Here is a 15,429-nt window from a genome sequence, read left to right as displayed (position 1 = left end):
TAATGTCACCTGTAATTGCTGATCTGGCCGAAGTGTTTCTAGTGAATTCCTTCTATAATATCCTGCAGAACTTCCGGATTATTTTCGAATAATGTACCGATGACTGCTATATCTGCTCCCGCATTAAAAAGGGATTTAAGCTGCTCTGCAGTTTTTATTCCACCGCCGACAATCAGCGGCAGATGAACGGTTGATTTCACCTTCCTTACCAGTTCCGGGGAAGCAGGATGAGTGGCACCACTTCCTGTTTCAAGATAGATCATTTTCAATCCGAGGTATTTGCCTGCAAGGGCTGTGGCCACAATAATGTCGTGTTGTTCCGATGGAACAGGATTTGTATTACTGATATATGAAACGGCTGTTTTCTTTCCTCCGTTAAGGACAATATAACCTGTTGGAATAGGTTCCAGACCATACTCCATGATACGTGGTGCTGCCAGCACATGATTTCCGATAAGATATTCGGGATTACGTCCTGAAATAAGGCTGAGCATTAGCAGTGCATCGGCATTTGCCGAGAGCTGGGTCACATCACCCGGAAAGAGTATAACCGGAATACTGACTTTTTCTTTGATCCGGGCAATCACATCTCCGATATGTTTAAAGGTAAAACTACCTCCCACAAGAATAAGATCGATATGCTTTTCATGGCGATGTACGGCTTCCAGCTGGCCCGATGAAAATTTATCCGGGTCAATCAGCAGGGCGATCTGCTTTTTACCTGTTGCTATTTTTTTGTTTATCTCATCAAATATCATCATTGTTCACTCCCCAAACTAATACAATATCTTCAAATACTTTATAGGACAGCTCAATCTCGGCTTCCTGATTTTCTTTTTTTATCGCAGTTTTCAGAATGCCGCCATCGGTAATGTTATCTGATTCGATGGACAGGTTCGACTTAAAATTAATGCCCTGTCTGATACACATTTTAAACAGGGCTTCCTTCGCACTCCATAGCAGCGTCAGCATCATGTCATCGTTTCCGGCCAGCTCCAGTTCTTTTATGCTCAGGAATTTGGATTTCACTTTTCCTGCACGTGGAGATATCATCTCCACATCCATACCGGGCTGTCCGTTTTGGGTCAGCATTACCGCAATATACCCATCGCAATGCGAGATGCTGATCTGTTTGCCCGAATTTAACACCGGGCGTCCCGATTCCTCGTATAGCAGGGGTTCGCGCTTACCTGTCATAACCCGAAGTAAGAAGCGCGCAGCAGCGTATTCCAGCTTTCTCCGGTCGCTCTGCAGGCTGATGAACAGTTCCACTTCACTTGGAAAAAGGATGATGCGTTCCAGGAAATACTGCAATGGCTCTTCAATCTTCCAGAGGGTGAGATTGACATGATCGTCATTATGTTTAAAGCATAAAGCCATTAGTTTTCCCAGTTAAGGGTTTCAATGAGATGAAGTATGTCCTGTCGCACATAATTTATCACCGGATTAAGACTGTCCCGGTCAGGAACAGCATTAAAATAGAGTGAGCCGAGCAGAAAGTGTTGTGTGCTGTCGGTGGCAAAAAACTGAAGGGCAGAAGCTGCATTCCCGCCAATATCGTATACCATGCCGTACACCTTTTGTTTATCAAAGCCAAAAAATGACTCATCAATGGATGTGGCTTTAACGGCATGTTTATAAGCAAAACGTCTGGCATCTTCAGTCAGCGGTTGCAGACTGGTATCGTTTAAGGTGAAATACGAGAGGTAAACACGGCCTTTCCACTGAGGATAGTTAATATCCAGCCAAATGCCAGATCCTTTCTTTTCCGGTGTTGTTACAGAAGCATAATCCGAAGATTCAAACGAAAACAGGGAAGGCACACTTATTTCGGTGTAAACATGATCTGAAGGAACGTCAATGCGAAGTATGCCCCGTTGCCGTGGTACACTGTTGTCGCTGCAGGAAATAACACCTAAAAGCAGCAGTATAATAAAAACACTATTCCTCATCCTCTTCCACATCATCAAGTTCAATAGAGACTCTCATTTTTTTGATTCTGCGATTATCAGCAGAAAGTATCTTAAATCTGCAGTGCGCTATGGTAATCTCCTCATTTTTATCGGGAATCTCACCCCGCACTTCCAGTATCAGGCCGGCCAGTGTATCTGCATCACCCCGCACATCTTCAAAATAACTTTCATCTACTCCGGTTATTTTAAAGAAGTCGTTTAACAGCGTTTTGGCTTCAAAAACATACGATCCGTCACTCTCTTTGGTATAGGATGAATCGTCTTCATCGTATTCATCACTAATCTCACCGACTATTTCTTCCAGGATATCTTCCAGGGTCACCAAACCGGAGGTCCCGCCATATTCATCAATAACGATGGCCATATGGATTTTATTGGTCTGAAACTCCTCAAGAAGGTCGTTGATCTTTTTGGTTTCAGGCACAAAATATGGTGCGCGAATCAGGGATTGCCATCTGAAGTTCTCATTTTTATTCAGATGGGGTAAAAGATCTTTAATGTAAAGTATGCCTTTGATTTTGTCCGGTGAATTGTGAAACACGGGAATACGTGAGAAACCGGATTCCACAATGACAGCCATGACTTTATTGTAGTTGCTTTTTATATCCAGATCGATCATGTCAATCCGGGAAGTCATGATCTCTTCAACCGAAATGTTTCCGAACTTAATGATGCCTTCCAGCATCTCTTTATCCTCTGTCAGCTCCTCCGATGTCAGTTCCAGGACTGAAGACAGCTCATCCATGGAGATGTTTCCGGATTTTCGTGCGACGCGTTTATTGACAAAATTTGTTGAGGTTATCAGGAAAGAGACGAAGGGGCCGAAACCTTTTTCCGTATATCGCAGGGGCAAAGCCATAAAACGGGCCAGTTTCATACCGTGTTTCGTAGCGTAGATCTTTGGCATAATCTCTCCGAACAACAGCAGTAAAAAGGTAATCACCACCACTTCAAGGATGAATCCCAGGATGGGTGAAGCCGAAAAATCGAATACCCTGTTGCTGAAGTAAGACAACAGGATGACGATGCCCACATTAATAAAATTATTGGCAATAAGAATGGTGGCCAGCAAGCGGTCCGGCAGCTTCAGAAAATCCAGTATCTGTCTGTTTTTTGAATCTGAATCATTCACTTTGAGTTTTTCCAGATCCCTTGGTTCGAGAGAAAAGAAGGCGACTTCTGAACCTGAAATCAAGGCGGACATACCCAGGAGGATCAAGGAAAGTAAAAGACTGATCACCGCACTGATAGTCAGCGGGTGGAGATGAATGGTTCCCGTAAATAGTAATATTGAATGGCAACTAAAAGGGTCTGGTTCCAACGGTTATCAATTTAAATTCAACATATGCCCTTAAAAATTAAAAGGGCAAATCATCTTCTGAGGAGTCATCTGCCTCAAAAGGCTGAGAATTTTCCTGTTGAGAGGAATTTGCGGCTGTCTGTCTGGTCTGTGCCGGGGCAGAAGTTGATCCTGAATCTGTTGCAGGATTATCAGCCTTACGACCCAGAAGCTGAATGGTATCTGCCACAATCTCAGTCGTATATTTCTTTACACCGTTCTGATCATCGTACGAACGGGTGCGTAATTTACCTTCTATGTAAAGTTGGGTTCCTTTAACAATATAGCTTTCTGCCAGCTTTGCCAGTCCGCGCCAGGCGACAATATTGTGCCATTCGGTGGAATCCGGTACCTGAGTACCATCTCTTCTTGTAAATCCACGTTCTGTTGTTGCTATGGGGAATGATGCTACTGCAAGATCCTGATCGATGTATCTGATATCCGGGTCTTTACCCACGTTTCCTACAAGAATAACTTTATTGACTGACATAATCTGAGGTTTAAAATGATTGGTTGTAAAAATACGTATTTTTTAATGGCTTTGAAATTTTTTAAAGTTTAAAAACGTTATTGAGGGTTTTAGTGAGCGTAGAGGAGGAATTTGTAATGCTGGTCCGGAGTGAGTCAAATAAAATTCATGACCCTCCCTGGTTTCATTCAAACCTGCAAGTCTCATATTTACCGCCCTCCCTAAACCCGATTTTCAATCGATCCCAGGGAGGGTGTTCGGACAAGTGGTTTTTGTTGGGATGCAGGAAATATTTTGCCTGAAGGGCAAATCGCAATTCAGCCCAAGGCGCAGCCTTGGGATTATAAGTCATGTAAATCCAAAGCCGCGCAGAGTAGTTGAAAAATTGAAGATCGTTCTTGTCGGCTTTTTGTAGGATGTTGAAATATTATTTTGAGTCAATTAATCATGACCCTCTCTGGTTATTATCAAACCTGCAAGATTCGGATAAACTGCCCTCCCTAAACCCGATTTTCAATCGGTCCCAGGGAGGGTGATCGGACAAGTGTTTTTAATTGGGATGCAGGAAATATTTTGCCTGAAGGGCAAACCGCAATTCAGCCCAAGGCGCAGCCTTGGGTTTATAAGTTATGTATATCCGAAGCCGCGCAGAGCAGTCGAAAAATTGAAGATCGTTCTTGTCGGCTTTTTGTAGGATGTTGAAATATTATTTTGAGTCAATTTATCTGACCCACTCTGGTTATTATCAAACCTGCAAGATCAGTCTTCCCTATAGGGAATCGAAGGGTAAAAGGCGCAGGTCTGAATTCTTAATATAGGTTCAAATAACCGGAATTACAAATTCCTAACCATAACATCCTCCATGCTACCAGGGATTAATTCTAATTCTTTAGAAATATCCTCGTTGTTGTTTTTCCACTGAAAAGTTTAATATGTGCCAGGTACATCCCCGTATCCAGATTATCAAGATTAATTGTATTGGTTTGAATGAGATCAAAAACACGGACCTGTTTGCCATTCAGTTTGGTCAGCGTGACTGAAAGAATCCGCTCAGGTGCCTGGATATTCAACGCATTTTGTACCGGATTGGGGTAGAGGCATACTTTTTCAATTCCGGGATGGATTGCACTGGTGCTTGTTGCTTTTAAAACCGGTTCTATCATCATGTTTTGGGTAACTGTCAGTTTCAGGGTCAGGGCATTACTGTAATACTCTCCGTTAATTTTCCAGTGATCGAAGGTATCCGCCAAAAATGAATCAATTGTAAGCTCCACTTCAGATCCCATTTCATACAGTCCTTTAAATGTATTTCCGCTGAACGATTTCCCATTGATATAAAGCGCGACAGGGCGAACAGAATCATTTTTAAAAGTGAAATCAAAGAGTGGGTAGTCTGCCATAAATTCCTGGTACTGTTTTCTGACAATGTCAGCCCTTTTTTCAGCAAAATAATTCATGCGGCTAATATCGTTTTCCCAGGTTGCATAATCCATGTTCCAACGACCGGCATGCCAGAACATTTCATCCGCAATTGATGCTGCTGTGGCTGTGATCACAGATTGCACATGTGATGCTGAAAACCGGGTATTCAGCTCGTAAAAGAGACGGTCGGTGAACTGTTCCCTGAAGGTGCGGATCTGCATCAGTTCTATGAACAGTAAAACGGTATTGGAGGTTTTTATATCCGGGTCATCGTATATGGACAGAAGTTTTGTAAACAGGTTGTTGCCTTCGCCGCCCGGACGGAAGGCAAAGCCGAAGTCGGTATCGTACAAAATCCAGCGCCACCGGCCATCCGAAGACCGTTCCCGCCAGTACCGTACATTATTGACGGGCCAGTCCGTATTTCCGCTGTAAATCTCGGCCACCATGTACCGGATAAACTCATCCACATCCATTTGCTGCTCCAGGTTTTGCCGGTTCAGGGAATCATGTAGGTCAGATGATTTAATCAGACCGATCAGTTTTGAAATATTTATGGTATCACCGTGTTTCACTTCATCCAGATTCTCCAGCATGTCGATGTTATCCGGATCTGTACCGTAATTTTCGGCTATATAGTGCTCGTTGAGCTTTTCCCGCATGTTATACAGGCCCCAGTATGCTCCGTTCAGATAGACGGCCACGGGTTCGTATGCCTGGTAATCAACACCCGAATCATCCTCCAGCAGGCGGCTCATCAGACCATCACGCATCATGGAATGTCCGTTGTCATTGCCAGAGTTGCGTAAAATGAATGCTTCAAATTTTCCGATGGCTTTGGATGTGAAGAACGGATATTTGAAATTCTTATCGCCGTATTTTTTACGGGCGTAAAGCGCAAAGGATTTTTGCGGAAAGTTCCGGCTGCAGTTGCCGTGGATTTTCAGGCCCGCGTTGGCTTTATACAAAAGGGAGCCATCCGGTGCAAAATACTCAAAGAACGCCGCCCTTTCCCAATCCCGGCAAAAATTTCGTTTGATCTGGTTATTGCAATACCCCGTGATGCCGTTTTTACCGACCACATAAATTCCGGTGGAATCGCCGAACAGATCTTCCGGATCAGCAGAAAGTGAAAGCACCGGAATCGTATGCTGCCTGCCGGTAAACAGATAGGAGTTGGTTGTAACCGTAGAACATATTCCATTGGCACTCAGCGTAACCGCCTTCAGAATCACCGTACTGTCAATGGTTAACGACGCCGTGTAAAGCTTGTCTGTTTCATCGGGTTTTGATCCGTCCGTGGTATAATAGATGGTGCCTTCCGGATCGGTGGAGCTCAGACTCACGCTTACCGGTTCGGTATAGATTCCCCCATTGACAGAGCATACCACGGTTTGAGTAGATGCTGTAAAGCTCCACAATGCAAATAGAAAAGTTGATATGAGAATTTTAAGTTTCACTGCATAAAAGGATGAAATTTGATTTTGATCTCTTACTCTTTGCCGGAGGTTTTCTTTTAAACTGGCCGTCCCGGAGGGACGTAATATAGGTAACTGATGTCGAACATAACACATTGAAGTCCCTTTGGGGACGCAATACACAGGGATTGTTTTCATTTTAAATTGAAAAAAACTTTTTTAAACGCCATTGCAACCCTCCTGACGGAGCACCCTGAATAAGGTCGTTAATCCGGCCCGTAAACAGCAGTATATCCGCATTCATGGTACGGTTTTATTGCAAAGGATCGCAATGACGTAAAAGTTATCCGGTATTTTTCTTAACCATCAGAATACATCTCCCCTGCGTTCAGGGGAGATGTAAGGGACCCTTATTGGGTATTCAGATTATAGGATGATGTGTTATTCCGTTTTAACTAATCTACCGGTCTCGGTGAATTCAGCTGTTTTAACCTTATAAAGGTACATGCCTGCGCCCAGGTCATTCAGCGGTAACTGCAAATCATGATCACCCGCAACCACTGCTGATTGTGTAGTGGTATAGACCATTTGTCCCTGTAAATCGTATATGCTGATCCGGACATCTGACGATCTGCCCAGACTGTAGTTCAATGCAACGGTATTGCTGAACGGATTCGGATAGATGACTGTGCGCGAACCGGATTTATATTGCAGATACTGAACCGGTGTAGAACCGCCTTCTTCCGATTTTCCCAGGATGGCCCATCCGATGTTGTTTTCTTCATGAACCTCGGTCAGTACATTCTGCGGATCGATGTAGGCATAAATGCGGGGGAAGGATTCCAGACCTGCCGGCACTTTCCATTTCATGCTCACCGTTTTGTAGGACTGCTCATTGATAAGTCCGTTGGTGTAGAACAGGGATTCCCCGTTGATATCCTTAATCAGCTGACCGCCATTCATCGGATCACCCACATAAAAGCTGACAGGTATTTTATCTGCTGTCGGATACGGACTGAAATCGTTGACGAACGCTTTTACGGTAATTACATCGCCGGCTTTCGGGTCAGACGGAGAGAAGGTAATGGATTTCGTCCTTGTACGCTTAATCTCATCCTCCAGTTTGAGCCCTTTTTCAGGATCAAGGCGCCATGGAAGGATGAATGCCGGATCTGGTATGTCGTAGTTGGAGCTCCACCAGGTATCAGTTCCTCCCGGCTCAGGCATGATGGGGCGTGCTGCATAATCGATGACGAGTGCACCGTTTTTACCCCAGTAAATGTATGGTGTGATATTGTAGCCCGTTTCGCCGATGGACCGGTTTACACCACCCAGATGGACGGTAATATCCAGGGCTTTGCCAACTGACACCGAATGGGTGCTGAGGTCGCTGCGGTCGTAACTTGCTGTTCCGCTAACTTCGATGCCCCAGTTGCTGACACTGCCGCCGACTTCCACACCAACTTCCCGTTCTTCAACGGTCTGACTGTTGAATGTGTTACTGAGGTTCACGTTGAATGTGAAGTTGGAATTTCCATCCAGATCAAAACTCTCACCGCCGTACGATCCGCGGATTTTGTCTTCGCCATCGGGATTGATGAGGTCCGTATACGGCGTGTAGGAAAGGATGTTACCCACTTCGTGTTTGGGAATATACCCGGAAGCGCTCTGTTCCTTACTTGGAAACCAGCGGTTTTCTGTCAGTTTTGGCTTCAGGGTAATGATATTGCCGGTGGGTTTATTCTGTACATTGTATATCACATATTCCCATATTTCGTAATCACATACGGTGGCATAGATCTGGTCATCGTATGTTGCTGTAACGGACTGTGAGATCACCACTGTCTGAGAACTGTCTGTTGTTTTTTCAAAATGTTTCCCGTATTTGCCTTCCACATATCCTTCCACACCAGCACCGAATATTTTACCACCTGCCTTTGCTTTGGCACTGACAGCCCAACTCTGTTGCACCTTGGCGCTGACAGCTATTTCGTTGGTTGAGGTTGTGGTATAGTTGGCATAACTCTCACAACCATCGCCTTCGTGGCAGTTGTTGACATCGTAAGGAATTTCATCGAACATATCGAAATGGGTGGGCGGTGCATTCAGGATCACCAAAGGCTGAACCACATCTGTTTTGGTATATTTTTTACCCGGACCGATCCGGAACATGTCCCCGTCGAAATCTCCTACAGCCAGGTAGGCCGATCCCGGATTTTTGCCCCACAGGTTCAGATAATGTTCCACGATCATGGTTGGATTATTGTTTTCATCCACCTTATAGACGGACAGCACAAAATCGCTGGAGATATCATGAAGTAAGACGATCTCCTTCCCGTCAGCTGTATTGTTATTGATCTCAGCAATATCCACGTATTTAAATACGTTTCCCCAGATGTATTCAAGGTAGGTGGCAGTAAACAGCAGCGAGGTGTCATTATCCAGATGCAGAATCTGACATTCTGTACCGGTGGTTACAATTTCATCTCTTCCGTTACCGCTTAAATCACCGGTCACCATGTTCAGCTGCATACCATTCCAGTTCTGTTCCATGTAAAACATATCCGTTTTATCGTACATAACTGTTTCAAAGGGATCATCGAAATCTGTCATCGGATCATCACCAACCCGCGCCGGAAACACATACAATGCACCCGGTTCTGAGAATACGGATAATCCCACAGCCACTTCCGGAATGGAGTCGCCGTTGAAATCACCGGTCGTAACATCCACGCTCAGGTCAATGTCATCCGCGATAAAATCGTTTATAATGGTTGAATCCATCAACTGTCGGGCGTGAGGCATCTCCATGAGATCCGGATCGGACATAAAACTGTACACCTTGAGATACAGTCCCGGTTCCGGGTCATCGGAATAAAACACAGATAATAGCTCATCAGTGCCATCCATGTTGAGATCAGCGATGGTGGTTGACAACTTTTCCGATGTTTCATTCATGCTGGTCTTCTCATCGCTGAAGGTAAGCAGCCATTCCGGTTCATACCTATCATTGACGGTATAAACCGAATTCACAATATTGCCGGCAGTATCCACATAGGTGACGATAAATTCTGCTTTGCCATCACCATCCAGGTCACCGGATTCCACATAGAGGTTATCTTTAAAATTATCATTCAGCATGCTTATCGGTCCTTCATTCAGTGTACCGGTCACCACCGTGTCATATTTCAGGCCTGTAAGACCGGGCAGTGCATAGTGAATGGTATCGCCTTCACCGTGACTGAACACGATATACTCAATATCGCCATCCCCATCGAAATCACCTTTGGTGCCGGTGATAATGGCATTCCCCAGGTTATCCATCACATTGGAGGTATCCCCTTCATCAAGGCGCAGATTAACATCGCTAATCAGCTCGTAGTCATCTTTCAGGCGGTACGCGCTGTGTGTAAATGTAATGCCTTTACCATTGTTATTGTACCCGCTGTTTTCCCAAATAACAGCCATTTCGCTCTTCCCGATAAATCCGTCCGTAGGTGTGATGGGGCCCTGAGCACTCGAGGTTCCCTCGGCCATAAATCCCAGACAGATAAACAATGTTGTAAAACGTAGAAAATTTTTCATGATATTTTATTTTTAACGACCTCTTACAAATTTAGAATGAGATTAAATAAGGGGGTTAATCATATGTTGCATGGTATTGTACTTATGTTGCAAAGTGGTTTAATGCACTGCATTTACAGCGAGGGGAAGTGGTTTTTTATGACCCACTCTGGTTTATTTCAAACCTGCAAGTTTCGTATTAACTGCCCTCCCTAATACTGATGCTTCGATCAGTACCATGGAGGGTGATCGGACAAGTGGTTTTCATTGGGATGCAGGAAATATTTTGCCTGAAGGGCAAATAGCAATTCAGCCCATGGCTCAGCCATGGGTTTATAAGTCATGTTAATCCAAAGCCGTGCAGAGCAGTTGAAAAATTGAAGATCGTTTATGTCGGCTTTTTGTAGCATGTTGAAAAAACATATTAGTTGCAATTGATTGTTGTTTATACCCCTAAATTTCCTTGTGCTTCCGCTAAGTTCTTCACAAAAGGCTATGGCCGTCGGCGAAAGCTTTAACAACACGCGGAAAAGGAACTTGTATTTTACATTTAAGGAATCAAATTTTAACGCCTTCCCTTTAGGGAATCAAAGGGTAAAAGGCGTGAGTCTGAATTCTTAATGTAAATTCCTGACCCCTACATCCTCGTTGCAAACGAGGGTGAGTCCTTTACACCGGATGGGCAAGTTCGCCGGGGGTAATGCCGAAATAGGCTTTGAAGCATTTATTGAAATAGGCGGGACTGCTGAAACCAACCATATAGGCTACTTCAGACACGGTTCCGGCTTTGTTGGACAGAAACTCTTTTGACCGTTTCAGACGGTAGTTGCGTACATACTGACTGGCAGAGAGGCCGGTGAGGTTGTGCAGTTTGCGGTGCAGCTGACTGCGGCTCATACCTACAGCACTGCTCAGTTCTTCAATACTCAGGGCCTCGTTCGAAATATTTTCTTCAATGATGCGGGTCAGCTTTTGAAAAAAGCGGTCATCCAACGAGCTGAGCTTGTTTTCGCCGGGTTTGTAGAGCAGGTCTTTGGAAAATTTCTCACGGAGCTGTGTCCGGATGGCGATCAGGTTCTGCATGCGTTGTACCAGCTCATCGGGCTGAAAGGGCTTCAGCAGGTAATCGTCCGCAGCGGCTTTTAAGCCCTCCAGTTTGCTCTCCTGCGACGCTTTGGCGGTCAGCAGGATGATCGGAATATGCGAGGTTTTTTCGTTGTTCTTCAGGGTGGAACAGACTTCCATGCCATCGATGCCGGGCATCATCACATCCGACACAATGATATCAGGAATCTGCTCCAGCGCTGTGGCCACACCTTTAATGCCATCTTCTGCCGTGATGACTTTAAAAAAAGGAGTCAGGCACGATTTAATAAAGGACCGCAGTTCGTGGTTATCTTCAATGATGAGCGCCGTTTCGGCATGCTCCGGTGTTTTGGAATTTTCCGGTATGGTGGCCGGGCCAACCAGTTCCTGCCGTTCCTGTGCAGGGACTTCAACCGGGGAATCTTCGGTTACGGGGTTGAGCGGCAGAACCAGGATAAACGTCGTGCCACCAGCTTCGCTGCTCTCCACGGTAATCTTTCCCCTGGCCAGGTTCACCAGTTCGCTGGTCAGTGCCAGTCCGATGCCGGTACCGCTGCTGTGACTGCCGTTGTCCGTTTCGGTTCCGGTATAAAAGCGGTTAAAGATCTGTGTGATGCGCTCCGGCGGAATGTACGATCCGGTATTTCTCACCCGGAAGGTTGCTTTCTGGGCATCATCCAGAACAGCTGCACTGAAAATGACTTTCCCGTTGTCCGGTTCATTTTTAAAGGCATTGGACAGCAGGTTATTCAGAATCACCTCCAGGTTTTCCGGATCATAGTTGAACAGTGTTTTGTCGGTTGGCGTTTCGGTTTCAAAGGCGATATTCCGCGATTCGGCCAGGGAACGGAACGATGCCGTAATGCGGTTCAGAAACACGGCAAGATCCTGACGGACCACCCGCGTGCTCACGCCTCCGGACTCCAGCCGTGCCAGATCCAGAATCTGGTTGATCAGGCTCAGCAGGCGCCGCGCGTTGTGTTCAATTACCGACAGAAGCGGTTTGAATTTCTTCAGCTCTTTTTCCTTATTCAGTTCGTATAGCGGACTCAGGATCAGGCTTAACGGGGTACGGAACTCGTGCGATATGTTGGCAAAAAAACGGGTCTTCATGCGGTCCACCTCGGCGCTTTTCTGTACGAGCTGCCGGTTTTTCCGGTTCCGCATAAACAGCATCACCACCACGGCCAGGGTCAGGGTCACCACTAAAATGGCAATAAGCAGCAGGTTACGGCGGTTTTTACCGGCCAGTTCGTTTTCGGTCTGAAGCTGTTGAATGACGGCCCTGTTCTTTTCGGATTCATATTTTGCGGTCACCTCGGCCAGCTCTTTCGACTTCTCATCGCTGGTCACCGAATCGCTGTATGCCGCATACAGTTTGTACCACGACAGCGCATTTTTAAAATCGTTCTCAGCCTCGTAAACCTTTGCCAGGTAACCGGTGATGTCCTTCATGTAGCTATCCTCATCGAACTCCTTCATAATGGCATTGGCCTCCGTCAGGTTGGCTTTGGCCTCACGCAGTTTCCCCTGTTCGTACTCCGATTTTCCCATGCCCAGCAGGTTGGTTCCGGTATAATAGCGGTCCTTCTGTTCACGGTTGATCCGGAGGGCCTGCCGGTAGTCCTTTTCGGCCTGCACATAATTTTTCATGTTGAACCGGAGGTTTCCCAGCGACAACAGTGTCTTGGCCTGTTCGGGCACAAAGTTGCCATCCAGGGCTATCCGGTACGAGCGGTTCAGCACCGAATCGGCTTCATCGTAGCGTTCCAGGTCATTCAGAATATCGCCCTTATAGCGGTAGGCCACGGCCAGAAACTTTTGGTTGTCGGAGCGCTCATAGTTGGCGATCACAGTATTGATCATTTCCAGCGCCTTCTCTTTTTCGCCCTTAAGACTGTAAATATCCACCAGGTTATTCAGCGTGAACATCTCCCACTGCTGCACATGATGCCGCTGAAAGATACGCAGTGCCTCCAGTCCGGTTTCCATGGCTTTGGTATACTGACCCAGACCGGCATACATGCCAATAATAAGGTAGCGCGTGGCAGCGTATCCGATGGAATCACCGTGACTTAAAAACAGGGCGGCAGCCTTATCGGCGTAATACAGGGTGGAATCGAACTTGCTGAGTTCGTAATAGATGTTGCCCAGGTTATAGTAGACTGATCCGAAAATTTCGTAGTTCTGCGGGGTTTGATTGGCTTCGTAGGCTTTCAGGTAACTCTGACGGGCTTCGTCCTTTTTGCCCATATGAAACAGGGCGCTGCCTTCACGTTCCCAGGTGCGGGCCAGGGCCAGGTCGAAGTTGTTTTTTATGGCCAGACCGCGGGCCCGGCGACAGTAGCCCAGCGCTTCCTCACCATTGGTATAGGTGGTATGATCGCAAAGGGCCATCAGGTAGACAATACGGGTGGAATCGGTTTTGGCATGCTGTAATCCGGCCTTCAGGCTGTCGATAATGGCAGACTGCCCGAATGCGCTGAATCCCAGTGTCAGAAACAGATATACAATACTAATCCGTAACGCTTTATGCATGTCTTATCGGTGATGAATTTTATTAACCTGTGGAGAGTATCATTAAAACAACTGGCAGGTGAGTGTTGTTTAGATTTATTACGAATTAACAATGAAAAGTGAAAAATTAATAATGAACAATGAATAATGAACAATTTGGAATTTCTTGTGTCTTGCGTCTTGGTTCTTGTTTTTATTGTCCGGTTATAGCTTCAGAGATTCCTCGCTGCACTCGGAATGACAGGCATTTGCTGGCAGTTAGGCTGGAGGTTGAGTTGGTTTGCGACAGATTCACAAATTTACCCATCCTCCAGCCCCGTATGAACCTAAAGACTGTCATTCTGAGCGTAATAAAATGAAGCGAAGAATCTGTAAGTAAAATTGATTTTTTGACCAGACATCAATGTTTAGGAATTAGGAATGAATAATGAACAATTAAACTCTACGATACACCGAAAGTACTTTTCGACCTTTTGACCATTGGACTGTTTTGACGCTTCGTGTTACAGGTTACGGTTTACAGGTTACGGGTTGCAATTGATGAACAATGAATAATGAACAATGAATAATGATTAATGAATCGTTTGGAATTTCTTGCGTCTTGGTTCTTATGTCTAATGTCCGGTTATAGCTTCAGAGATTCCTCGCTGCACTCGGAATGACAGGCATTTGCTGGCTGTTAGGCTGGAGGTTTGATTGGTTTGCGACAGATTCACAAACTTACCCATCCTCCAGCCCCGTATGAACCCAAAGACTGTCATTCTGAGCGTAATAAAATGAAGCGAAGAATCTTTAAGTAGAATTGATTTTTTGTCTGGACATCAATGATAAGGAATTATGAATGTATAATGAACAATTAAACTCTACGATACACTGAAAGTACTTTTCGACCTTTTGACCATTGGACTGTTTTGACACTTCGTGTTGCAGGTTACGGGTTGCAATTGATGAACAATGAATAATGAATGACTAACCCCGGAGGGGTGATATGTTTGTAGCCCGGGGTAAATGAACGCAGAGAATGCAACCCCGGGTTATAAGCGCCATGGGAATCAAGGCCGGAGAACGGATCTCCTGATGAAAGAAATCATGCGAGGCCGCACGTTGAGACAATTAACAATGAAAAATTAAAATGAACAATTAAACTCTACGATACACTGAAAGTACTTTTCGACCTTTTGACCATTGGACTCTTTTGACGCTTCGTGTTAAAGGTTACGGGTTGCAATTGATGAACAATGAATAATGAACAATGAATAATGATTAATGAATCGTTTGGAATTTCTTGCGTCTTGGTTCTTATGTCTAATGTCCGGTTATAGCTTCAGAGATTCCTCGCTGCACTCGGAATGACAGGCATTTGCTGGCTGTTAGGCTGGAGGTTTGATTGGTTTGCGACAGATTCACAAACTTACTCATCCTCCAGCCCCGTATGAACCTAAAAGACTGTCATTCTGAGCGTAATGAAATGAAGCGAAGAATCTTTAAGTAGAATTGATTTTTTGTCTGGACATCAATGTTTAGGAATTAGGAATGAACAATGAATAATGAATGACTAACCCCGGAGGGGTGGTATGTTTGTAGCCCGGGGTAAATGAACGCAGAGAATGCAACCCCGGGTAATAAGCGCCATGGGAATCA

The 15,429-nt window shown here is 45.3% G+C and carries 8 protein-coding genes; all 8 read right to left on the bottom strand.

Annotation, left to right across the window (positions count from 1 at the left end):
* Positions 1–38: 38 nt before the first annotated feature.
* A complete protein-coding gene (locus tag ACE1EF_RS05310) occupies positions 39–761 on the bottom strand; it encodes a phosphoglycerol geranylgeranyltransferase (protein WP_375719586.1) in 723 nt (240 codons plus the stop codon).
* A complete protein-coding gene (locus ACE1EF_RS05305) occupies positions 748–1,380 on the bottom strand; it encodes a 4'-phosphopantetheinyl transferase family protein (RefSeq protein ID WP_375719585.1) in 633 nt (210 codons plus the stop codon). The genes ACE1EF_RS05310 and ACE1EF_RS05305 overlap by 14 nt, the downstream gene beginning before the upstream one ends.
* The gene (gldD, locus tag ACE1EF_RS05300) at positions 1,380–1,952 is read right to left on the bottom strand and encodes a gliding motility lipoprotein GldD (protein WP_375719584.1); all 573 of its coding nucleotides are present in this window, start codon (positions 1,950–1,952) and stop codon (positions 1,380–1,382) included. The genes ACE1EF_RS05305 and gldD overlap by 1 nt, the downstream gene beginning before the upstream one ends.
* The gene (gene gldE / locus ACE1EF_RS05295; protein WP_473774484.1) at positions 1,942–3,294 is read right to left on the bottom strand and encodes a gliding motility-associated protein GldE; all 1,353 of its coding nucleotides are present in this window, start codon (positions 3,292–3,294) and stop codon (positions 1,942–1,944) included. The genes gldD and gldE overlap by 11 nt, the downstream gene beginning before the upstream one ends.
* 37 nt (positions 3,295–3,331) lie before the next feature.
* On the bottom strand, positions 3,332–3,802 hold the full coding sequence (locus tag ACE1EF_RS05290; RefSeq protein ID WP_375719583.1) for a single-stranded DNA-binding protein: 471 nt from the start codon (positions 3,800–3,802) through the stop codon (positions 3,332–3,334).
* An 860-nt stretch (positions 3,803–4,662) separates the two neighbouring features.
* The gene (locus ACE1EF_RS05285; protein ID WP_375719582.1) at positions 4,663–6,663 is read right to left on the bottom strand and encodes a CotH kinase family protein; all 2,001 of its coding nucleotides are present in this window, start codon (positions 6,661–6,663) and stop codon (positions 4,663–4,665) included.
* 399 nt (positions 6,664–7,062) lie between these two features.
* The gene (locus tag ACE1EF_RS05280) at positions 7,063–10,206 is read right to left on the bottom strand and encodes a T9SS type A sorting domain-containing protein (protein WP_375719581.1); all 3,144 of its coding nucleotides are present in this window, start codon (positions 10,204–10,206) and stop codon (positions 7,063–7,065) included.
* A gap of 648 nt (positions 10,207–10,854) precedes the next feature.
* Complete coding sequence (locus tag ACE1EF_RS05275; RefSeq protein ID WP_375719580.1) at positions 10,855–13,809, bottom strand: hybrid sensor histidine kinase/response regulator transcription factor; 2,955 nt, start codon at positions 13,807–13,809, stop codon at positions 10,855–10,857.
* Positions 13,810–15,429: the final 1,620 nt, after the last annotated feature.

This window comes from Quyinboa sediminis, assembly GCF_042219855.1.
Taxonomy (GTDB): Bacteria; Bacteroidota; Bacteroidia; order Bacteroidales; family UBA5342; genus JBHJHP01.
This window is presented reverse-complemented; position numbering and strand designations above follow the sequence as displayed.

Excerpts from the sequence above, each read along its gene's own strand:
- ACE1EF_RS05310 (WP_375719586.1), bottom strand. The coding sequence starts at position 761 with ATGATGATATTTGATGAGATAAACAAAAAAATAGCAACAGGTAAAAAG.
- ACE1EF_RS05305 (WP_375719585.1), bottom strand. The coding sequence starts at position 1,380 with ATGGCTTTATGCTTTAAACATAATGACGATCATGTCAATCTCACCCTC.
- gldD (WP_375719584.1), bottom strand. The coding sequence starts at position 1,952 with ATGAGGAATAGTGTTTTTATTATACTGCTGCTTTTAGGTGTTATTTCC.
- ACE1EF_RS05290 (WP_375719583.1), bottom strand. The coding sequence starts at position 3,802 with ATGTCAGTCAATAAAGTTATTCTTGTAGGAAACGTGGGTAAAGACCCG.
- ACE1EF_RS05280 (WP_375719581.1), bottom strand. The coding sequence starts at position 10,206 with ATGAAAAATTTTCTACGTTTTACAACATTGTTTATCTGTCTGGGATTT.
- ACE1EF_RS05275 (WP_375719580.1), bottom strand. The coding sequence starts at position 13,809 with ATGCATAAAGCGTTACGGATTAGTATTGTATATCTGTTTCTGACACTG.